At 49.6% G+C, this 20,174-nt stretch carries 19 protein-coding genes and 1 tRNA gene; 10 read left to right on the top strand and 10 right to left on the bottom strand.

The genetic code is table 11. The features are described 5' to 3' along the window. Window positions 1-124: 124 nt before the first annotated feature. The 3 genes from L1S32_RS05080 to L1S32_RS05070 form a co-directional block, all read right to left on the bottom strand. Window positions 125-709, bottom strand: coding sequence for a carbonic anhydrase (locus L1S32_RS05080; RefSeq protein WP_278156693.1), 585 nt, complete (start codon window positions 707-709; stop codon window positions 125-127). A gap of 129 nt (window positions 710-838) precedes the next feature. Further along, window positions 839-3,250: a heavy metal translocating P-type ATPase gene (locus L1S32_RS05075; protein ID WP_347403370.1), complete on the bottom strand. Its 2,412-nt coding sequence runs from the start codon at window positions 3,248-3,250 to the stop codon at window positions 839-841. A 94-nt stretch (window positions 3,251-3,344) separates the two neighbouring features. Then, the gene (locus L1S32_RS05070) at window positions 3,345-3,581 is read right to left on the bottom strand and encodes a heavy metal-associated domain-containing protein (protein ID WP_278156691.1); all 237 of its coding nucleotides are present in this window, start codon (window positions 3,579-3,581) and stop codon (window positions 3,345-3,347) included. A 120-nt stretch (window positions 3,582-3,701) separates the two neighbouring features. Between L1S32_RS05070 and L1S32_RS05065 the strand changes: the two genes are divergently transcribed. Beyond that, complete coding sequence (locus tag L1S32_RS05065; protein WP_278156689.1) at window positions 3,702-4,913, top strand: YcaO-related McrA-glycine thioamidation protein; 1,212 nt, start codon at window positions 3,702-3,704, stop codon at window positions 4,911-4,913. Between the two features lie 21 nt (window positions 4,914-4,934). Here the strand turns inward: L1S32_RS05065 and L1S32_RS05060 are convergent, their stop codons facing one another. Beyond that, window positions 4,935-5,537 carry a hypothetical protein gene (locus L1S32_RS05060; RefSeq protein ID WP_278156687.1) on the bottom strand — a complete coding sequence of 201 codons (603 nt, stop codon included), beginning with the start codon at window positions 5,535-5,537 and terminating at the stop codon, window positions 4,935-4,937. Between the two features lie 279 nt (window positions 5,538-5,816). On the opposite strand from L1S32_RS05060, the gene L1S32_RS05055 reads away from it, so the two are divergent. Beyond that, window positions 5,817-6,995, top strand: coding sequence for a hypothetical protein (locus tag L1S32_RS05055; protein WP_278156685.1), 1,179 nt, complete (start codon window positions 5,817-5,819; stop codon window positions 6,993-6,995). Window positions 6,996-7,521: 526 nt separating this feature from the next. On the opposite strand, the gene L1S32_RS05050 is transcribed toward L1S32_RS05055, so the two are convergent. Both L1S32_RS05050 and L1S32_RS05045 read right to left on the bottom strand, forming a co-directional pair. Next, window positions 7,522-8,376, bottom strand: a complete 855-nt coding sequence (locus tag L1S32_RS05050; RefSeq protein ID WP_278156683.1) for an alpha/beta hydrolase — start codon at window positions 8,374-8,376, stop codon at window positions 7,522-7,524. A 155-nt stretch (window positions 8,377-8,531) separates the two neighbouring features. Then, the gene (locus tag L1S32_RS05045) at window positions 8,532-8,774 is read right to left on the bottom strand and encodes a hypothetical protein (protein WP_278156681.1); all 243 of its coding nucleotides are present in this window, start codon (window positions 8,772-8,774) and stop codon (window positions 8,532-8,534) included. 254 nt (window positions 8,775-9,028) lie between these two features. Here L1S32_RS05045 and L1S32_RS05040 point away from each other — a divergent pair, with 254 nt between their 5' ends. Next, the gene (locus L1S32_RS05040; protein ID WP_278156679.1) at window positions 9,029-9,433 is read left to right on the top strand and encodes a HEAT repeat domain-containing protein; all 405 of its coding nucleotides are present in this window, start codon (window positions 9,029-9,031) and stop codon (window positions 9,431-9,433) included. Between the two features lie 436 nt (window positions 9,434-9,869). Here the strand turns inward: L1S32_RS05040 and L1S32_RS05035 are convergent, their stop codons facing one another. From L1S32_RS05035 to L1S32_RS05025, 3 genes are all read right to left on the bottom strand, one after another. After that, window positions 9,870-10,811, bottom strand: a complete 942-nt coding sequence (locus L1S32_RS05035; RefSeq protein ID WP_278156677.1) for an IS5 family transposase — start codon at window positions 10,809-10,811, stop codon at window positions 9,870-9,872. A 276-nt stretch (window positions 10,812-11,087) separates the two neighbouring features. Then, window positions 11,088-11,159 (bottom strand) — tRNA-Thr (locus L1S32_RS05030). 70 nt (window positions 11,160-11,229) lie between these two features. Next, entirely contained in the window at window positions 11,230-11,391 is a 162-nt protein-coding gene (locus L1S32_RS05025) for a hypothetical protein (protein ID WP_278156675.1), read from the bottom strand. A gap of 69 nt (window positions 11,392-11,460) precedes the next feature. On the opposite strand from L1S32_RS05025, the gene mmp10 reads away from it, so the two are divergent. Further along, window positions 11,461-12,696: a methyl coenzyme M reductase-arginine methyltransferase Mmp10 gene (mmp10, locus tag L1S32_RS05020; protein WP_278156674.1), complete on the top strand. Its 1,236-nt coding sequence runs from the start codon at window positions 11,461-11,463 to the stop codon at window positions 12,694-12,696. Between the two features lie 25 nt (window positions 12,697-12,721). Here mmp10 and L1S32_RS05015 read toward each other — a convergent pair whose 3' ends face one another. Next, the gene (locus L1S32_RS05015; RefSeq protein ID WP_278156672.1) at window positions 12,722-12,952 is read right to left on the bottom strand and encodes a hypothetical protein; all 231 of its coding nucleotides are present in this window, start codon (window positions 12,950-12,952) and stop codon (window positions 12,722-12,724) included. 108 nt (window positions 12,953-13,060) lie between these two features. On the opposite strand from L1S32_RS05015, the gene L1S32_RS05010 reads away from it, so the two are divergent. The 6 genes from L1S32_RS05010 to L1S32_RS04985 all read left to right on the top strand — a co-directional run bounded on the left by L1S32_RS05010 (window position 13,061) and on the right by L1S32_RS04985 (window position 20,154). After that, complete coding sequence (locus L1S32_RS05010; RefSeq protein WP_278156670.1) at window positions 13,061-13,723, top strand: SOS response-associated peptidase; 663 nt, start codon at window positions 13,061-13,063, stop codon at window positions 13,721-13,723. Between the two features lie 57 nt (window positions 13,724-13,780). Beyond that, window positions 13,781-14,971: a PLP-dependent aminotransferase family protein gene (locus L1S32_RS05005; RefSeq protein ID WP_278156668.1), complete on the top strand. Its 1,191-nt coding sequence runs from the start codon at window positions 13,781-13,783 to the stop codon at window positions 14,969-14,971. Between the two features lie 109 nt (window positions 14,972-15,080). Beyond that, window positions 15,081-16,769, top strand: coding sequence for a cache domain-containing protein (locus L1S32_RS05000; RefSeq protein ID WP_278156666.1), 1,689 nt, complete (start codon window positions 15,081-15,083; stop codon window positions 16,767-16,769). A gap of 243 nt (window positions 16,770-17,012) precedes the next feature. Beyond that, window positions 17,013-17,519 carry a hypothetical protein gene (locus L1S32_RS04995; protein WP_278156664.1) on the top strand — a complete coding sequence of 169 codons (507 nt, stop codon included), beginning with the start codon at window positions 17,013-17,015 and terminating at the stop codon, window positions 17,517-17,519. Then, window positions 17,491-17,979, top strand: a complete 489-nt coding sequence (locus L1S32_RS04990; RefSeq protein ID WP_278156662.1) for a hypothetical protein — start codon at window positions 17,491-17,493, stop codon at window positions 17,977-17,979. The genes L1S32_RS04995 and L1S32_RS04990 overlap by 29 nt, the downstream gene beginning before the upstream one ends. Window positions 17,980-18,378: 399 nt before the next feature. Further along, on the top strand, window positions 18,379-20,154 hold the full coding sequence (locus L1S32_RS04985; protein WP_278156660.1) for an SLC13 family permease: 1,776 nt from the start codon (window positions 18,379-18,381) through the stop codon (window positions 20,152-20,154). The last annotated feature ends 20 nt before the right edge of the window (window positions 20,155-20,174 follow it).

Genomic DNA, 20,174 nt, shown 5'->3' with positions numbered 1-20,174 from the left:
GATGCCCACACATTAATGAAAAAAAACAAATCTTTCATGGTTAATTCAAAATTAAGGTCCGAAATTTAACTGTAACAAAAAAATAGATGGAATTGTGTTTATTCCCACAGGTAATGCGCGGATATCAGACGATCTTTTCCAGCTTTCCGCTGTCAAGATCATAGAAAAATCCATGAAGCTGTATTTTGCCCTCTTCTTCTGCCCCCTTTACCGAGGAGTAGGATCTGAGGTTTTCCAGCTGAAGTCTGATGTTTTCCAGTTCAATCTCTTTTTTCCGGGCAGCAAGGTCAGCACATTCTTCAGGAGTACCAAATTCTCCTTCGACTGTCTGTTTCACTTCCTCTGAATGTTTCAGCCATCCATGGATATATTCTTCATGCGACATGTCTGCATCAAGTGCTTTCATGGCGCCACAGTCTGAATGACCGCAGATAATGATATACTTCACCTTCAGATGTCCGACTGCATATTCGAGGACACATCCGAGGTTTGGATCGTTTTTTGCGACAATGTTGCCGATGTTCCGGTGCACAAAGATGTCGCCCATCTTTGCAGAGACAATGCGTTCCGGGTTTACCCGGGAGTCTGAACAGGCAATCCAGAGGGATTCCGGACTCTGTCCTGTTGCAAGTTTCTGGTAATGCTCATTGTCTTTCCGGAAATCGTTTTCGATAAATGCACGGTTCCCTTCGATAAATTTCTCAACCACGTTATCACACCTCTGTGATAACTGGTAAATAGTCCCGCAGGAATATTTCAGCATTCTGGTTTTATGTTTGCGATAATTAAACCTTGATTTGCGGATGAAATAAAAATTGAGGCGAATATTGGGTTATTACTATCTCCTGTGGTGAAGGGCTTTCTTCACTGTGGCCGGGGGAGTATAACGTTTTAGCAGAAGAGAGAGTGATATCACGGTAACTGAACTGAGTGCCATTGCAAACCCTGCAAACTCGGGACGGAACGTGATGCCATACAGGGGGTAGAGCACCCCGGCAGCAATTGGAATTAAGGCTGAATTGTAGGCAAACGCCCAGAATAGGTTCAGTTTGATTCTTCCCATTACCTTCCTTCCCAGCTGTACGGCCGCTGCGACATCAAGAGGATCGCTCTGGACAAGGACGATATCGCCGCTTTCAATAGCGACATCAGTGCCGCTTCCGATGGCAATGCCGATGTCTGCTGCCGCAAGCGCGGGTGCGTCATTTATGCCGTCACCAACAAATGCGATGCGCTTGCCTTTGGCCTGCATCGCCTGAATGATGTTGGACTTCTCATCCGGCAGCACTTCTGCTTCCTTAAAGTCAATCCCCAGCTGCTTTGCCACTGTTGCAGCAGTCCTTTCATTGTCTCCCGTAACCATTCCGATGTCAAGGCCCAATCTGTGAAGTTCTTCAACAGCCGCCGCCGATGTGTCCCTGACACTGTCTGATATCCCGATTATACCTCCAATGGCGCCGCCCGATGCGACACCGATTGCTGTTTCCCCACGTGCCTGTATCGCTTCAAATGCATCTACAACGGGAGGAATCAGTCCGATTCCCTGTTCTGACAGAAACGTTCTGCTTCCGATTAGGATCGACTTTCCCCCCGCTTCTGCTTTCACGCCTCTGCCGCTCACTGCCTGAAATTCAGTGCATTCCATGGCTGTGATCCCTTTATTTTCGGCATAGGAAACAACTGCTGATGCAAGCGGGTGTTCTGACCGGGCTTCAACACCGGATGCGACTGCAAGAAATTCCTGTTCTGTCTGACCGAACAGCACGGTTTCTGTTACCACCGGTATCCCCCGCGTAAGGGTGCCTGTCTTGTCGAATATGATGGTGGTAATTTTCTGTGACAACTCGAGAACCTCACTGTTTTTGATGAGAATCCCCAGTTCTGCGCCTCTTCCGACACCAACGGTGATGGCAGTCGGTGTGGCAAGGCCAAGGGCGCAGGGACAGGCGATGACGAGAATGGAGATGAGGACCGTGAGGGAAAACAGGCCGGTTGCTCCCAGTGCGAAGTACCAGACTCCGGCGGCAGTTATTGCTATCGTAAGGACCATCGGGATAAACCATGTGATTGCGGTATCGGCATATTTCTGGACGGATGGCTTTGTGGCCTGCGCAGTCTCCACCAGCCGGATTATCTGGGCGAGATAGGTCTCTTTTCCGACACGGGTGGCAGTAAAGGTGATGGAACCGGTGGTGTTGATCGTGCCGCCGGTAACGGTAGCGCCGTGTTCTTTGTAGACCGGCACCGGTTCACCGCTGATCATCGATTCATCGATATACGACTCGCCGGAAAGAATTTCTCCATCAACGGGGATCTTTCCGCCGGGTTTGACAAGGATGACATCTCCGGGTGTAAGCTCTTCCACCGGCACCTCATATTCTTCTTTTCCCCGGATGACGAGGGCGGTCTTTGCCTGCAGTTCGACCAGTTTTCTGATGGCATCGGTTGTCCTGCCTTTCGCCCGTGCCTCCAGGTACCTGCCGAGAGTGAGGAAGGCAGCGAGCATGATGGCAGTTTCGTAAAAGAGGAAATCACTGGTGAGGACAATACCAAAGGTGCCGAATACACTTGACCCATAGGCGACGCCAATACCCATCGCATACATGACATCCATTGTGAGGGAATAGTTTTTGAGCGCCCCCCATGCAGCCCGGAAGATTGGGTATGCAAGATAGATGAAGAAGGGAGTGGATATGGCAAACATGAAATACGTCATCGAAATGGGCAGCATTATGCCGGAGAGCATGATGGCCATCAGGGACAATGATACTGCAAATCCGATGAGGGTCCGGTTGCGGAGATTATGGATCTCACGGGTTCGCTGTATCTCTTCCTGGTTTCCCAGCTCATCTCCCTCATATCCGAGGAATTCATACCCGGCACTGACAATTACCTCTTTTATCCTGGATATGCTCACAGTATCAGGGTCATAACCGACAACGGCACGGTTGGTGGTGAGATTTACCTCCGCCGAGTAGACGCCGTCAAGCGACATGAGTGCCTTTTCGACGGTCCGGACACAGGTGGCACAGTGAATGCCCCCGAGACGAATCCGGACGGTATCGCGCAGAACACCATAGCCGGCACTGGTTACTGCGGCATCGAGTTCGTGGACGGTGGTTTTATCCGCGTTATACCGTACAACTGCCTTCTCGGTAGCAAGGCTGACGGAGACTTCATAGACACCATCCACGGCATGGAGTGCCTTTTCCACGGTCGCAACACAGGTCGCACAATGCATCCCTGTCACCCGGATGACTGCGGTCGCCCCTCTGGTATCTGGTTCACTTCTGCTGATGGATATCCCTCCTGAAAATGAGACTCCCTGTCTGTGTCCTGCTGTTTCAGATTCCTATGCCATAGCCGGCCTTTTCTACTGCCTTTTTCATTTCGTCCGGTTTTGCCGTTGCCGGGTCATAGGTGACAACTGCTTCTTTCTTTTCGAGGCTTACATCAGCATTTTCCACGCCTGGAACAGACTCAAGCGCTGCTTTTACCGCAGCGACGCACCCGCCGCACATCATTCCGGTAATGGAAAGGCGGATGATCGTATTCTGCTTTTTTTCTGTCATTTGTTTCATCCCATTGATCGATGAAAGCCCTCCGGGGAATAAATAAGTATGGTCTCATCCGGGATTCCGGAAGGTGTCATTCTGAAAGAAAACTGTATTATCCGGGTCTGTCCTATAGTTTCATTATTCATGAAATTGTCATCCTGTGTCAAAGGGTACTCTGTGGAGACACACCGGACTGTTTCACCGGAAGATACGCTGAAGCGCATAGATCCTCTGGTGCCTCTGACAGGTGTAACTCAGGTGGAAGACATCACTGATGTTGACCGGCTGGGCATCCCGGTGTTTACCTGCAGACGCTCCGGAAAAAACGGGAAAGAGTTCGTGCACAACGGCAAAGGGGCGACCCCTGTTGCCGCACGTGTCTCTGCCATTATGGAACTGATTGAACGGTTCTCAGCTGAACCGGATGGCCGGGATTTAATTTCGGGGTCATATAGCGAGCTTTCCGGTGAGTATCCCATGCTCTCCCCTGAAGAGATGATCCTGCCCGGATATACGGATCCGGATGCTGCTATCTCATGGGTGTGGGCATATGACATCATCCGGGATGAACCGATTCTTGTACCGGCCCATGAGGTGTTCCATCCTCTTGATTCATCATACGGGAATTTTATCCGGACGCATACGAACGGCATTGCGTCCGGAAACACGCTGGAGGAGGCAATATTCCATGCACTTGCCGAACTTGTGGAACGTGATGCATGGTCACTTGCGGAGGTCACACGGAATGCCGGGCCGGTTGTCGTGGACATCACCGATGAGCGGTGTCTTCAGGTCATAGAATCGTTCCGGGAGGCCGGTGTCGAGGTGATTGTCCGTGATATCACCAGTGACATCCGGATGCCGACGATTGTTGCCATATGTGACGATGTGAAGCTCAAAGACCCGGCCCTGCTCTGCACGGGGGCGGGAACACATGTCTGCCCGGAGATTGCGGTGCTCCGTGCCCTGACAGAGGTGGCACAGAGTCGTGCCACCCAGCTCTATGTGGACGGCACAAAGCCGACGGGGGCTGACATGCGGCGTGTGATGGGATACGATCGCACCAAGCGGATGAACAAAATGTGGTTTGCGAACGATGCTGAGTCTTCCTATGGGGATATCGGGGCCTTCCGGAGTGATAATTTCCTCACGGATATTGAATATGTCCTGGATGAACTGAAGAAAGCAGGCCTTGACCGTTGTATCGTGGCAGATATTACCCGTGAAGAGATCGGCGTGCCGGTGGTCCGGGTAATAGTGCCCGGTCTTGAGGTGCTTACGATGGACCCGGATCGTATCGGGCAGCGCTGCCGGGATGCCGCCAACAACGGGTATGAACCTGGTGTATGGGAATAAAACCCGGTATATTTTTTTCTATTATCTGGTGAATTCAATTCCGACAGGATAGTTTACAATAAATTTATTCCAGAAGTCACTGGTTCCTGACAGCTTAGCGTTGATATATATAATGAGTGTCTCCGGGTTCTCCGTCTCCCTGAACGGGTGCATCAGGAAATCAAATCTGACCGTTCCTTTTCCCTGCATACCCATGTCTGGGATGTCCAGTACGCTGATCAATCTCCCCGCTTCGGTAGCGGTGTGATATGATATCATCGGGTAAGGATCCCCTTCCGGTGCTTTCAGGAAGATGTCACCATACGAAAATCCCTGTTTGCCGTGTGGCGGGTGGATGCTGATTTTCAGGCTTTCAATCCTGGTATTTTCCGGGTGGGTCAGTACGACCATCAGGGTGATGGTGCTGTTATCCGAATCCGCTCCTGGCGTTGCACGCACAGAGAGCGTCACAATATCTTCATCCTTGTGTGAGAAGGTGACGTGTTTCTCATTATCCTGTGTATCTTCCCGGGAATCATTCAGCGTTGTCCGGGACAGGCCGGTGGTGGCGGCAAATGCGATGAAGAGGACGATTGCTGCACAAATGAAAAGAAGTTTCAGTATCTGTTTTGTCTTTTCATCCATTGTGCTTTGTTTTCTTAGCGCTGATATAAACCTGATCCCCCGTTGTTAACAGATAGTATTGATCCTAAAAATTGTATGCCCGTATTTCTCCTGCAGGGATTGCAGGGGCACATGTTCTCCCCTATTTGGTAATGGACGTCTGATAATAATTGGTTTTGTCAGGTATCTTACTTTATTTCCAGAGCAACACATTTTTCTTTCATCAACCCGGAGATGGAGCTATTGGATTGATTTCCTGCATAAACGTGTGAGATATCTCTGACATTGGTGGGTGGTTGTATGGATCTTTCACAGAAAAGAACGATTAATGGGTTGTTTTTTGCCGGTATTCTGGGTTTTACGATTTGTTTTTGTTTCACTTTCGGGTGTATCGGTGGTGGCTATGACGATATGCCCCCCATTCCTCAGCCCAATGATATTCAGGTCACGAAGACGGGTGGGGATGGTGCTATTGAGTGGATCACTGTCCTTGATACATCTACATCTGAATATGAAGGGTTTGAAGACGTGATTGAAACTTCAGACGGCAGATTTGCCATAGTTTGTATTGACTACGGGCTTGACACCCGCATACAGAAGCTTGTCTTCATTAATGGGGAGGGAACGGTTGAATCGGTGACGATATTTGAAAATGACACATTCAACTCATGGAATTCTGAGATTGCAGCCCTCTCCGGGGGGAGTGTCTCTATCTTCGATGGGGAGGGTGATTTTGTTGTTATTGATTCCGATGGGATGATTGTGACAGAGACTACTCTTTGTGATACATTTCCCTCTGTCTGGCCCTATGTGGCTGTGTCATCCTGTCCGGGTGACCGCACGCTCGCCGGGTGGGGGGAATACTGTGCTGTTATTGAGAAAAACGGTGAAGTTGTGTGGAAACAGTCATATGGCGACCCTGAACACGTGGCTCGCCATCCGGTGCTGGGACTCAGAAACGGAGATTCCATGGTGCTCTTTCCGGAAAGCACCAATCCTGAAGGTTTCATGAAGTCAGACATTCTTCATCTTTTCAGGCTTGACGGTGGTGGAAATATTGTCTGGGACTATGCATTCCCCGGTGATGACAGTGGAATATGGAAGACGGGTGTAGAATGGTCGCTTCGGGAGACGGATGACGGGAATCTGGCTCTTTTGACGACCGCAGAGATAACAGAATCCGTTATCTTCGGGGACCACAGGTCTGTCGTGTATACACTGCGGATGTTAGATGGAGAAACCGGAGCCCTGATCTCAGAGAAATCAACCGGCGAACATGGACGGTTTGACAATGTAGTGCTTTATACTGATGGTTCTGTGGATACCTTTGCGGTATCAGATGGTGCATTCATTCTTTCCAGATATAATAACAATTTACAGAAGATTTCAGCAGATATCAGGCTTAGGGGAGAATCTGATATTCAGCATGATGTGATTGCAACAGCGGACGGCGGCTATCTGATTGTGAGTATTGTGTAAGGCAGATATGCAGTGGTGATTTTTCCGGCAATAATATGAACAAAATGTATGTCCATTTTGCTCCCCGATTTCCCACCTCGTGGGTTAAATGGGGTGGGGAAAAGTGTCTACACAGAAGCCCTGTATGGATCGATCTTAGTCAGGACAGCCTATACGTCCTCCCAAAATATCCACGAATTATGGTCGCACTTTTGTCCGCAATTTATCGTGTTTTTTGTAAATTATTAGCATTGCAGCCGTATTTTTTCCGACAGAAAAATGCCTCAAAAAATACGTCCATTTATCCCCGGAATTCCCCCGAACAAGGAATCAAAGAACGTGGGAATGGGATGAAATTAAGTGGCTGATTGCCAGGCATGTGCATGGGTTTTAGGGTGTGGTCTACGGGACGAAAGAGGGTGCAGGGCTGAACAGGTTTAATTGCCGCCGGTTCGTTCTCCTGATTATTACTTTGGAAGTATTTTTACAGGGCCTGAATGCTGTCAGCCATTGCCAAAAGTTCAGATGGGTACTATTTTCGAAAAAGTTATGCAGGAGATTCGTCCATCTCCAGGAAGGTTGTCACAATGGTTGCGTATTCCACCGGTGCATAGGATGACCCTGCATGGGGGATGCCCTTGAATCGGACAAGCCATGAGCCGTTAATCTGGCCTGCAATATCGACTGCTACTGACTGGGGAGTGAGATCATCGGCGGTGCCGGTGATGAGCATGACGTCGTTTGTGATGGTCGACAGGTTTTGATAGACTCCGGCCCATTCGAGGTTCGCAACTGCTTCTTTTCGCACTCCGTCAGGGACATCTGTGTTTTCTGCGGATGCTTCAAGAAGGCCGTGCAGTTTCTCTGTCTCCGGAATGGTCGCACTGTATGTGGCAGACGAGAGGACTGCCTTTCTCACCTTCTCCGGGTGATCTATGAGAAGCTGTTGTGACACTGTCGATCCCATCGAGACGCCATAGGTATTTATGCTGTCATATCCGAGTGCCGTGATAAGCCCTGCAGCATCGTCTGCAAGCTGTTCAATCGTAAACTGTGCATCGGTGTCGGTGCTCTCTCCCATGCCCCGATGGTCATACATATAGACATGATAGTTCTTTGAAAGAATGCCCACAAAAGTGGTATTCCAATGTTCCATTGTCGCGCCGAATCCGATGAGCATGAAGAGGGGTTCGGTGTTTTCCGTGCCAAATTCGCGGTATCCAAGGGTGACACCGTTTACCTCGCTATACTGGACGGGTGTGTCCTCATATGAGATCGCGGGGACGGGTGTTTCTGTGGGTATTGCTGTTGGTTCCGTTGTGACAGGTGTCGTACAGCCGCATGCGAAGAGGATGCAGAGTGCCAGTGCAAGAGTCATTGCGGTGATTGCCGTTTTTTTCATGGGATATGTCTCCGTATTTAATCCATTTGCGTTTGCTACGGAAGTATTCTTTGCTTTTTCGAGTGCCACTATTCGCAGGAATGATAGAATGGGGGAATGGATGGCTGGTAAATGAATTTCTGTCTCTCTTTTCTCCCGGCATATTAGTACCGATTTTATGACGAGTATTTCGCAAAAACAAATACAATTCCTGCGATGACAACACCTGACAGTATGAGGACTGGCATGATGTCATCAAGAACCAGGGAGATGGTGTGGGCGTACCCATGGGAAACATATTGATACTCATCCGCGGGTGAGTCGAAGGATGCATGGGCAATCAGATCCCCGAGTATGAATAAAACAATGATGGCGAGAATCGTCAGGAGCCATGCATTCTGGTCTTTCTGCTTGATCATATGTTCATCTTCAGGTAAATGGTGATCTTCAGGTAAATGGTGTCGTCTGCGACAGGATACAGCGTTTCTACTGTTGAGCGGGATTATATGTTTTGTGGGGCGGCTGCCGGACGCTCAGGGTGCAGTCTGCTGTAATACAGGATATGTGTTACGGGGCCGCTATCGCACCAACTCTTTTTATGAATGACTGTAAGAGTAAACAACATCCATCGCCCGCAGGGTTTGAAGGAGATATATGAGAGGAGGGAACGGGTATGGAAGACCTGAAGATGAGAAGGGAGCTGACAGCGGATCTCCTCAGTCGCCTTGTTCATCCGGAAGAGGATGTCCGGGAGGCTGCGGCGGAGGCACTGGCAGTGAGCACAGAAGACGAAGACTGGCGGGCAAACGAGCTCATCCGGCAGGGTGGCATTGAGGTGATTGCTGATCTTCTTGATGACCCAAATCCGCATATCAGGGGTGCAGCCCTTGACATCATCATTGCCGTTGCTTCTACCGGCGATGAGGAATCACTCATTGGCAATGGTGTGATTGCACGGCTCGATCCGATGCTTGATACCGATGATCCGGTGATACTGAATAAGGTGGTGAAGGCCCTCTGGCTTCTTGTGCCTGAGGTTGAGGATGTCGTGATGACAAAGCCGCAGGATGAGTACTGAGGGTGAAGGGTTTTTTCCTCCGTTAATACGGGCAGATTTGTTCCGGATAGGGTAAACCCATATGTACAGCACTGATCTTTGAGGTTTCCGAAGTATTGACTGTCCATTTTCTGGGGAATTGTTCAATTATTTTGGACCGGTTGGGTATGTCACCTGAAAAAAAAATAGCTGGACTGTTTTTTCCCCTGACTCCGGGAGTTATCATCATTGTTGATTTGGTTCTCTGTTTCCTGCATTTGAATGACAGGGTTTTTAAAATCGCTTAACAGAAATTCAATTATAAAAAATTATATGCGCCAAAAAGAATCCATAATTGTCAATAGAGGATTACTTTTATCCCCATTTTTCGAACAACAATATCACAATAAATGCCTAAATAGAGGGAAATTGTCTCACATAGTCATTCATAATTAGGCAATTTCAGATGGCTATCGCTCTAAAGACTCTGTTTTTCAATCGTTCTCAACTGATAGAGATTGTATGAAAATGCAGAAAACATATTCTTCACCCTTACTCTGCCCAATTCTGTCACTCTCACAGTTCCAGAAGTAAATACTGATTTTATGACAGCAAATGGTCTTTCTCCTTTTGTCCTTTTTCGACTGATTCTCTCATTTCGGAGTTTGTCCCGTATACCAATGGGATGGCCTCTGGCCCCCCTCTTCATGGTTGCATCGTATCCTTTGCATTTTGCTCCCTGATACCCTCTATCGCGATACACTACTTCACCTTCTTCAGACAAGTCTATCTGGCTGTCGTGAACGGATGCAGTTGTTGTGCATACCCTTCGGATCAAATCATATTCTCTGTCAATGATGGCATGCAATTTGAATCCAAAATGAGATGTCCCTCCTTTTTTTGTCCAGGTTCCATCTTTACTTCTCCTGGTCTTTGCCTCCTCTCCCCGAGGAGTATCAGAAGATGCATGCCCGGGATCCGAATGGATGAAGGTTGCATCCTGAATCATCCCTTTCTTTATTGTGAGACCTTTTGCATCCAGCTGACGCTGAAGTTCGTTCCAGATATCTTTGTCTTTTCCGGATAAAGAGAGCCTTTCACGAAAAGCCCAGATCGTGGAACGATCAGGGATTTTATCCGGAAATCCCAGAAACTGACGAAAGGATATTCGGTCATTCGCTTGTCGTTCAAGTTCTGGATCCGACAAACCATGCCATTGTTGCAGAATAAGCATCTTTAACATCAGAATTTCGTCAAGATTAGGGCGACCACCCTTTTCGGTGTTATTCGAATAGAGACCTGTAAGGAAGGGGCGGAACGCTTCCCAGTCGATCAATTTCTCAACTTCTCCTAGCTTATCACCCAATTCAGCAATACGCTCGTATTCATACCTAATTGCAAAATTAGTGAAATTACTCATCAATTAGTGATCGAAAGAGGTGTATAAAGTACTTCTGGTTGGGTGGGGTTTTTAGAAATTCTCAATAGATAATTGTCCTATTTTTCACTGCAGTAATCATTCATTTTCATTGATTACAGGGTCTGTTTACCGATTCAAATGCTTCTGGTTTCACTCCGCGAATGGGTGTCTTTGGTCAGGTGAACAGAATCTGATTACTTCCAGAGTGGCAGGTATTATCTCTCCCTCTGAAAAGAGGATCACAATTTCTGAAGAATAAATGCTAAAAATAAACCAAGCCTCAGGAGGGAGTTGAACCCCCGACCTGCTGATTACAAATCAGCCGCTATGCCACTAAGCCACTGAGGCGCTTTACTCTATTGGTGCTCCGGGGTAAAAAATGTGGCGATCTGATTTGATCCATTTTCACCTTTCTTCATCATTTTGCATTTTTTATTAATCCTGTCTCCTCCTCAACGTGTTCCTCTTTTGATAGACAGGACTTCATTCCCTTTAACCTCTGCCTGCCCTCCTTCACCCATGATCTTTCTGCCAGCTCACGCGGAGGCTTCAGAAATGTCACTCCTGCTTTCAGGTCCATTTACGCAGTCGTTCTTCCGCCATTATTCCAAATCCCTTTATCCCGTCAGGGTCAGAATAGTACATAATCATGGCACACCTGACTGTAGATATCGGAGGGAGGCCCGGTCTGGACTGCCGGGGATTCTGTAAATACTGTTACTTTAAGGGGGTCCGCGAGGACGAGGAACCCGAACCCCTGGGCTGTAAATACTGCATGCCCTTTTCAGTCGGGTGTGACTACTGCACCAATTTTGTCCGTGAACGCTACACCGGATTCAAAGATCTCCGTGATGTGGCAGATGATGTGCTCGGCAATCTGCAGCTGATGGGCGGCAACCTGGACCGGATTACCATATCCGGGGGTGGAGACCCGTCCTGCTATCCGGCATTCGAAGACCTGATGGATCTCTTAGGCAGTATGGAGGTGCCCATCCATATCGGATATACCAGCGGGAAAGGGTTCGATGACCCCGCATTTGCCGACCGGATGGTGGAGCAGGGCCTCTCTGAAGTTTCATTCACCGTCTTCTCGGTAAATCCGGAACTCCGTCGTGAATGGATGAAAGATCCGACACCGGAGGCATCCTTGGCTGTACTCGGAAAACTCTGCCAGAAAATTGATGTCTATGCCGCCGCGCTGGTCATACCCGGTGTCAATGACGGCGAGGAGCTGGAACGAACCTGCCAATGGCTGGAGGAGAAGGGTGCAAAGGGCCTCATTCTCATGCGGTTTGCGAACCGGGAGGATCAGGGGCTTATTCTGAAAAATGCGCCAATTGTGAAGGGACAGCGAGTACAGACCGTATCTGCCTTCCGTGACATGGTCACTGATCTGAATGCACGCTATAATCTGCGCATCAATGGCACGCCTCTCTGGGATCCGACCCTCGGGTCACCGTTTGCCATCCTGGATGAATCTGACCTCCTCGAAAAACTCCCCCGGGTGCGGAAACGGGCAAGCATTATTTCCGGTGCCATCGCCGCCCGTTATGTGCAGGAAGTGCTTGATGCCTGTGGTAACCAGTCCTGGGTGCACAGCCCGAAAAAAGAGATTTCATGCCTCATCACCCGTGATGACCTGAAAGAGATTGACCTCTCTTCGCTAGGAAAAGTCGTCATCATACCGGGCCGGTCATTCGTCCATGAGATGGAGGCCGCAGAAATACTTTCGGCAGATGGGGTAATACGAACAATAATCCGTGGGCCTGATACCCTCACGGCCGATGCGGAGACTTCCATGGGCATGACTCGTGATGAGGTGCTCCAGATGGAGATTGATGGTTTCTCCTCTCTTATTCACCTCATCAACCAGAATGGGGAATAACCCCTTTTATCGGGGTATCTCTCTTTTATCTGCACTTCTGATTGTAGAGTTCTGCGCAGTGCTCAATCTCTGAGAGAATCTCTTCTCCTATCAGGCCTTTTACTGTTTGTGCAAAGGGAATCAGCTCAATTGGTCCGTTTTGTAATGTGCAGGCGACTCCACCGTCTTTCCCTGGGTGGACATCGTATATGCGGCCGTTTTCAAAGGTCACGAGGAGGCCGTCATTGGTATATTCTATCTTTGCAGATCCTGTCATCTCTTATTCACCTTGTATAAACCAGAGGTTTGGTTTCGGATGGCTTAATCTCTCTTTTCAGATGCACAAGGAGTATTTATATGCCTGTTTAACACCTATCACCATGCCATGTGCATGCGTTATACCCTTACCCACACCGAAGAGTTCGTTTCTGCCTTTGGGATCTCATGCGGTGAGATTGAGGGTCGCTATAATATTGCACCGACACAGGACGCACCTGTTCTTGTGGCAGAGGGGGGTGCCATTGTCTGCATCACTGCCCGGTGGGGTCTGGTTCCTGCATGGAAGAAAGATGGTGAGTGTGGTGAATGGCTCGCAAATGCGCGTGCAGAGACACTTGCTGAGAAGGCCGCCTTCTTTGACCTCGTGCAGCACTCACGCTGTATCATTCCTGCTTCCGGGTTTTATGAGTGGAAGAGGGAGCGCGGAATCTCCTATCCATTTTACTTCACCATCCCGTCCCGGCCGCTCTTTGGGATGGCTGGTCTCTGCGACTGGTGGACCGATCCGGAGTCCGGAATCCTGAAAGCCACCTTTACCATCATCACCTGTCCTTCAAATGACCTTGTTGCACGGATCCATAACCGCATGCCTGTCATATTGGAGGAAGATGATGTGACACCATGGCTTGCAGGGCCATATGTCCCGGATGTTTTACAGCCATATCCGGACGCGCGGATGGCGATCCTGCAGGTGTCGCAGGCGGTCAATAATCCCGCACACGAAGGTGCTGACTGCATCCTGGAAGCGGGAAAAAGCGACTGGTGGTAATCCTTTTTTTGATCAAATGAATATGGTTTTTCTCCCTGACCGGTACATACTATTCCAATGAACCATCGGTACTCGGAGAGGATCTGCTCAACACAGAAGTCCTTTATCCGTGAAATACTGAAGGTCACTGCAGACCCGGAGATCATTTCCTTTGCAGGCGGCCTTCCCAATCCTAATCTCATCGATGATGAGGGGATACAGAATGCGGCAGCAGCACTGCTGAAAGAGGATGGCAAAACAGCGCTCCAGTACTCGACGACGGAAGGATATCTCCCTCTGCGGGAGTGGATTGCGGAACGGTATCGTACCCGGTATGGCCTTTCGGTCGATGCGGATAATATCCTGATCACGAACGGATCCCAGCAGTGCCTGGACCTTGTCGGGAAGGTGTACCTCAACAAAGGTGATTCGGTCATTGTTGAAGACCCCGGATATCTGGGTGCCATCCAGTCATTCTCCATGTTCCAGCCGGAATTTCTCCCGGTCCCCCTGAATGAGGAAGGGCCGGATCTAAAGCGCCTCACGGCGGTGCTGGAGAACGCATCCCCGAAGTTTATGTATGGGATTCCAAATTCACAGAACCCTTCAGGAATCACCTATTCAGAGACGCGGCGAAAGGAACTCGCAGCACTTCTCTGTGCCCATGAGATGCCGTTTGTGGAAGATGATGCATATGGGGAACTGCAGTTTGATGGTGTGGCGAGAAAGCCGGTCAGTGCATATATGGACGGCGAGGGTATCCTGACAGGGTCGTTTTCCAAGATATTCTCGCCCGGTATGCGGATGGGATGGGTGTGTGCTCCTGAAGAGGTCATGGAGAAGATTCTCATCGCAAAGCAGGCATCTGACCTGCACTCAAACTACCTGAGCCAGCGTATCCTTGCAAAATATCTTGAGGAAAATGATATTGATGCCCATATCGTCGGCCTGAACGAAGAGTACCGGAAGCGTGCCGAATGGATGGTCTCCCGGATGGAGGAGTGCTTCCCGGACGATGTGCACTTCACCCGGCCAACCGGTGGAATGTTTGTATGGCTGACCCTTCCGGAAGGTGTATCTTCGACCCGTCTCTTTGATGCCGCCCTGAAGCGGAAGGTTGCAATTCTGCCGGGCACGCCGTTCTATGCAGATGGCGGCGGGGAGTCTACTGCACGGATCAACTTCTCCAATTCAGATGAAGAGCAGATCATGACAGGCATCGGGATTGTTGCCGATGTTCTGGAAGAGATCCGTATCACCTCCCAATAATACATTATTTCTGGCTATCCCGTACAGCATATGCCGATGTTTCCGTGATCGGTAGCGTCTGCGCTCGATTCGTATCATTTAATAATGGCTGATGAACCATTTTCCACCAATGGTTAACCGAATCAATATTCTTGTTATTGTAGGGCTGTGCCTCTGTTTGCTCTCAGCAGGGTGCACCACCTCATCTGACGAACCGCCTGTCGTGCCGGAGGATGCGGAGATGACTGCCCTTCTGGAACGTGCGGATACAGAAATCTCTGCCGGCCTTTCTCAGTTGCAGGAGAGCAATGCAGAGAGTGCAAAAAAATTATCCGAAACCGGCATTACAGGTGATGCGGCGGCAAACGTGCTTCAGGAGAAACTTTCCGGGACCTCGCCCTATGTCATTTCGTCACTGGTGATTGATACAGAGGGTGTTGTCACGGCAGCAGCACCGGTGCACTACGAACCAATCGTTGGCACCGATCTTGGCTACCAGCCCGAGGTGCAGTATGCAAATGAGGTGAAAGAACCGGTCTTGAGCGGGATATTCATGCTGGAGGAAGGCTTTGCAGGGATTTCGCTCAGCTATCCGGTATTTTCCGGTGATACCTATCTGGGATACACGGACCTGACCTTCCGCCCGGAGATATTTTTGCGCCAGTATTTCCGTCCCCTCACCGAAGAGACGGGATACGAGTTCATGGTGCTGCAGACAGATGGCACTATTCTCTATGAGACCAATGAAGAGGAAGTTGCGAAGAATACCTTCACGGATCCCCTCTACCAGTCAACAGAGATTCCCAAACTGGCAGAGAAGGTTGTTGCAGAGTCATCGGGCCGGGGAGAATATACTTTCTGGGATGTGGACTGGAAGAGGGAAGCGGGCCGTGAGATCTTTTGGTCAACAGTTTTCTTTGACGGGACAGAATGGAGGGTGGCAGTCATTCGTGACCTTGATGGTGCTTTTTCCCCGACACCGGCTCCCACTCCGCGTTCTGACGAAGTGCTTGATGAGGATATTTCCTCAATGACATCCTTTGTCGAAGATGCGGCAGCATTTGGACTGCAGAATGGCAGAACTGCAGCCCTTGCAGTCTTCAATGATCCGAAAGGTGAGTTCATTGACGGGGAGCTCTACATCTTTGCCTACGATATGAACGCTACGACGCTTGCCCACCCGTATCAACCGGGCATTATCGGTGAAAACCGCATGGCCAACGCGGATGAAAACGGGCTTGAAACGTTGAAGAATTTTGTGGACCTTGCGGCCCGTGGTGGCGGGTACCTGTACTATGTCTTCCCAAATCCGTCTGAGGGCTACCGGAAACAGCTGAAACTGGTCGCCATCAGGCCGGTTGATGATACATGGTTTGTGGGTTCCGGCATTTATATTCCGGAGATGAATGTCACGCTGAATCAGACGGCAATTGACACTCTTGTTGCCCGGGTGAAAGAAGCACAGGCCTTTGCCCTGACATCATCTGCATATAGTAAAGAAGAAGGGATATTCCCGTCGATGAACGAGAAATTCGGGACCGGCGCAGATTATGTCTTTGCCTATGATATGAACGGCACATGCCTCAATCTCCCCTTCCAGCCGGAGATGACGGGAATGGATCGCCTAGACTTCACTGATGCATATGGGGTTGAAGCAGTGAAACTGGAGATTGACGCCGCGCAGCGGGGAGGCGGATATGTGTATGTGGTTTATGAGAATCCCGATACGGGCATTGAGGAGCTTAAATTCTGTTATGTCGCTCCGGTGACAGATGAGTGGTTTGTTGGGTCGGGGATTTATGCAGGTGTTGTTGGCTGAATGATTGTCATTTTTTCCGGCATAATGGCATGTGTTTCTGTTATGAAAGGGACATTTCTTTCGGGTTTTGGAAATCCCCTTCCCTTTTTTGGTAAAATTATGCCTTCGAAATCTTTATCATAGACGTTCCAGATTATTTTCTTTAAACTGTTTTGGGTGTGGTGCATGCTAAGTAAAAGTCCATTTTTAATTATTTTCCTGATGCTATCTCTGATCTGTGCCGCGTGATGTACGCAGTCTGATGTGAGTACTTCAGCCGCAGTTTCTTCCGGGGGAGAAGGGCAGGCTGATGGATCCGGCAGTGGCAGTGTTGCTTCTGCTGCTCCGGTTGCAACACAGGTGCCTGCGGTCGTAGCAAATCCATTTCCTGATGCACTGAATGCTGATCAGCGATGGTACTATGACAGCGACACAGGGAAGAGTTATGATGAGAAATCGTCCAAGGCTAACCTCTGCATCCAGGCAGAAGGCTACAAAGAACTTCAGAGTTATCAGTTATATGATACAAAAACCAGTGAAAAACTCTGGGTGGATCCTGCATCGGGGAAGAAATTCTATCTGGTAAGCGTCACGATAACCGTTATCGGCGGATACTGCACAAACGAATATACGCCGTATCCGGAAAAATTCTCAGTTATCGCCGACGGGGTTACTTATCTCCCCATGAAGGTCATCTCCGATGAATGGGGTGTAGTAATCAAGGCATATAGTCCTGATGACTATGACTACGACCATCGCTCTCTCCCATGATGCAGACCTTTCAGAACGATATGCCCTGAAAAATGTCGGGGACATCTATGTCCGGACAAATCTCTACAAGGCAGGAAAAGAGAAGGAATTCTACAATGCATGGGTGATGTATGAAGTCCCTGAGTCGTTCAACAAAGCCAATGCGTATTTTATGGCAGATCTTGGCGATTCATTGCCGGTCTGGAAGATGCATGACCTTCTCGTTGAAGTCGGGGTGCAGAAAAGCTCACTTGGCGGAAAAATAACCGTATCCTATGCAGGTGGGCCAAACTCAAATGTGGTGAATGACGTTGATGTTATTGTCACAAAGCCTGACGGGACGGTGATTACCGAGAAGATTCAGCCGGTCATTGGTGAGAGTGTGGAAATAACAGGAATCAAAGGGGAGAAAGATCATGTTGTGGTCGTGGTCAAATCCTATTCCGGTGAAGGTTTCACAAAATTCGATGAATATCTCTGATTTTCATCGTTTTCATTTTTGAGGCTCCCCTACAGCGACTTAGGGGAGTGATAATCTATGTGTGAGGATCGTCAAAGGGGGAATGTATCGGTGTATATCGGAGGGGGGACGTTTTACAGCAGGCCGGATGGGGGCGGTTCATTTCACCTCACTGTTGCTGAAGGTATGATCACTTTCAGGCAGGTGCCGCAATGGCCGCATGTGTTTCCCTCCGTGTATGAATTATGCCCCTACAATGACCCACGTATAAGTCATGATCATCCCCCACTTACCTGGGTGACGTTCTTTCAGGTATTCACCATTTCGCCGACTTTTTATCAGGAATTCGTCATTCCGTGACCCTAAGGAAGGTATATCTTCTTCATCATCCCCCAGTATGATAAGGAACACTGATCGCCGATGTTTGATATGCTCATTGTCTTTGGAACCCTCATCCTTGCGCTTATTCTCTTTGCCACAGGCAAGGTGCGTTATGACATCGTAGCCCTGATAGCGCTTCTGATTGTCACCATAACGGGCATCGTCAACCCGGTGGATGCCTTCCTCGGGTTTGGCCATCCGGCGGTTATCACCGTTGCAGCTGTTCTGATTCTCAGCAAGGGCCTTCAGAACTCCGGTCTTATTGATATTCTGACCCGGTGGGTTGCCCGGGTTGGGGATGGAGAGGTGCGGCAGGTCTTCTCGCTTACCGGTATCGTTGCCATTCTCTCAGGATTTATGAATAATATCGGGGCACTGGCCCTGATGATGCCGGTTGCCATCAGGACTGCCCGGAAGAGCGGGAGGCCCCCTTCCTACCTTTTGATGCCTATAGCATTTGGGTCCCTCCTCGGTGGGATGACAACCCTCATCGGGACTCCCCCCAATATCATCATCGCCAGCTATCGTGCCCAGAGCGGGGGCGACCCATTCCTGATCTTTGACTTTGCCTATGTCGGGGTGGGGGTAGCCATCTGCGGAATCCTCTTCATCTCGTTTTTCGGATGGAGGCTGATCCCGTCCCGGCAGAGTCCTGCCTCAAAAGAAGAGCTCTTTGCAGTCAGGGATTACCTCACTGAAGTCAGGGTTCCGGAGAACTCAAAACTTGCAGGAAAGATGATCTTTGATATCAGTACCGCCACCGAGGCAGAGGTTGTTGTTGTCGGGCTGATTAGAAATACACGAAAGATCGTCGCACCGTCAGTTTACGAGACAATTCTGGAGAATGACATTCTTATTATCAGGGCAGATTCAAAAGACCTGCAGACCCTCCTTGATGCCACCCGCCTTGAACTCGTAGGGAAAGCAGAGATATCGGAGGAGATGATCGGATCCGACACTGTCGGAATAATTGAGGCCATTGTAAAACCGGATTCACCGATTCTGGACAGGACCGCGTATTCAGCAAATCTTCGCTGGATTCATGGCATCAACCTCCTTGCCGTAGCACGGGAGGGAGGGCGTCTTCGTAACAGGCTCAACCAGATTCGGTTCCGTCCTGGTGACATCCTTCTTCTCCAGGGTAAGAAAGATGCCCTCCAGACAGCTCTTCCAAAAATCGGGTGCCTCCCGCTTGCTGAACGGGGTCTTCGGATTGGGGGGCAGAAGACTATACTGCTTGCTTTGGGAATCTTCGGAACGGCCCTTGGAATATCGGCCCTTGGAATTATGCCGGTCCAGATCACCTTCAGTGCCGCGGTCGTTTTGATGATTCTTACCTCAATAGTCTCTCTGCGTGATGCGTATGATAGTGTGGAATGGCCGATTATCATTCTTCTTGGTGCAATGATACCTGTCGGTCAGGCGCTTGAAACAAGTGGCGGAGCAGCACTTATCGCCGGGAGTATCGTTACAGGCGCATCCATCTTCCCGCCGGAAGCGACGCTTGTCCTCCTTTTAATAATCACCATGTTCCTCTCGGATCTGGTGAACAACGCAGCCTCTGCGGTTCTGATGGCTCCGATTGCATTAGGGATCGCGTATGACCTTGGTGCATCCATCGATCCGTTTCTGATGGCGGTTGCGATTGGGGCATCCTGTGCCTTTCTCACTCCGATCGGACACCAGTCCAATACGCTAGTCATGGGGCCGGGTGGGTATCTCTTTACCGACTACTGGAGGATGGGGGCAGTCCTCGAAGTGATCATTGTCATCGTCTCAATCCCGCTCCTCCTCCTCTTCTGGCCGATGTACTGATACCGGACTGCTCGTCTGTG

The organism is Methanogenium sp. S4BF (assembly GCF_029633965.1).
GTDB lineage: Archaea > Halobacteriota > Methanomicrobia > Methanomicrobiales > Methanomicrobiaceae > Methanogenium.
Note: the sequence above shows the minus strand (reverse complement) of the source record. Positions and strands in the feature narration are given on the sequence as shown.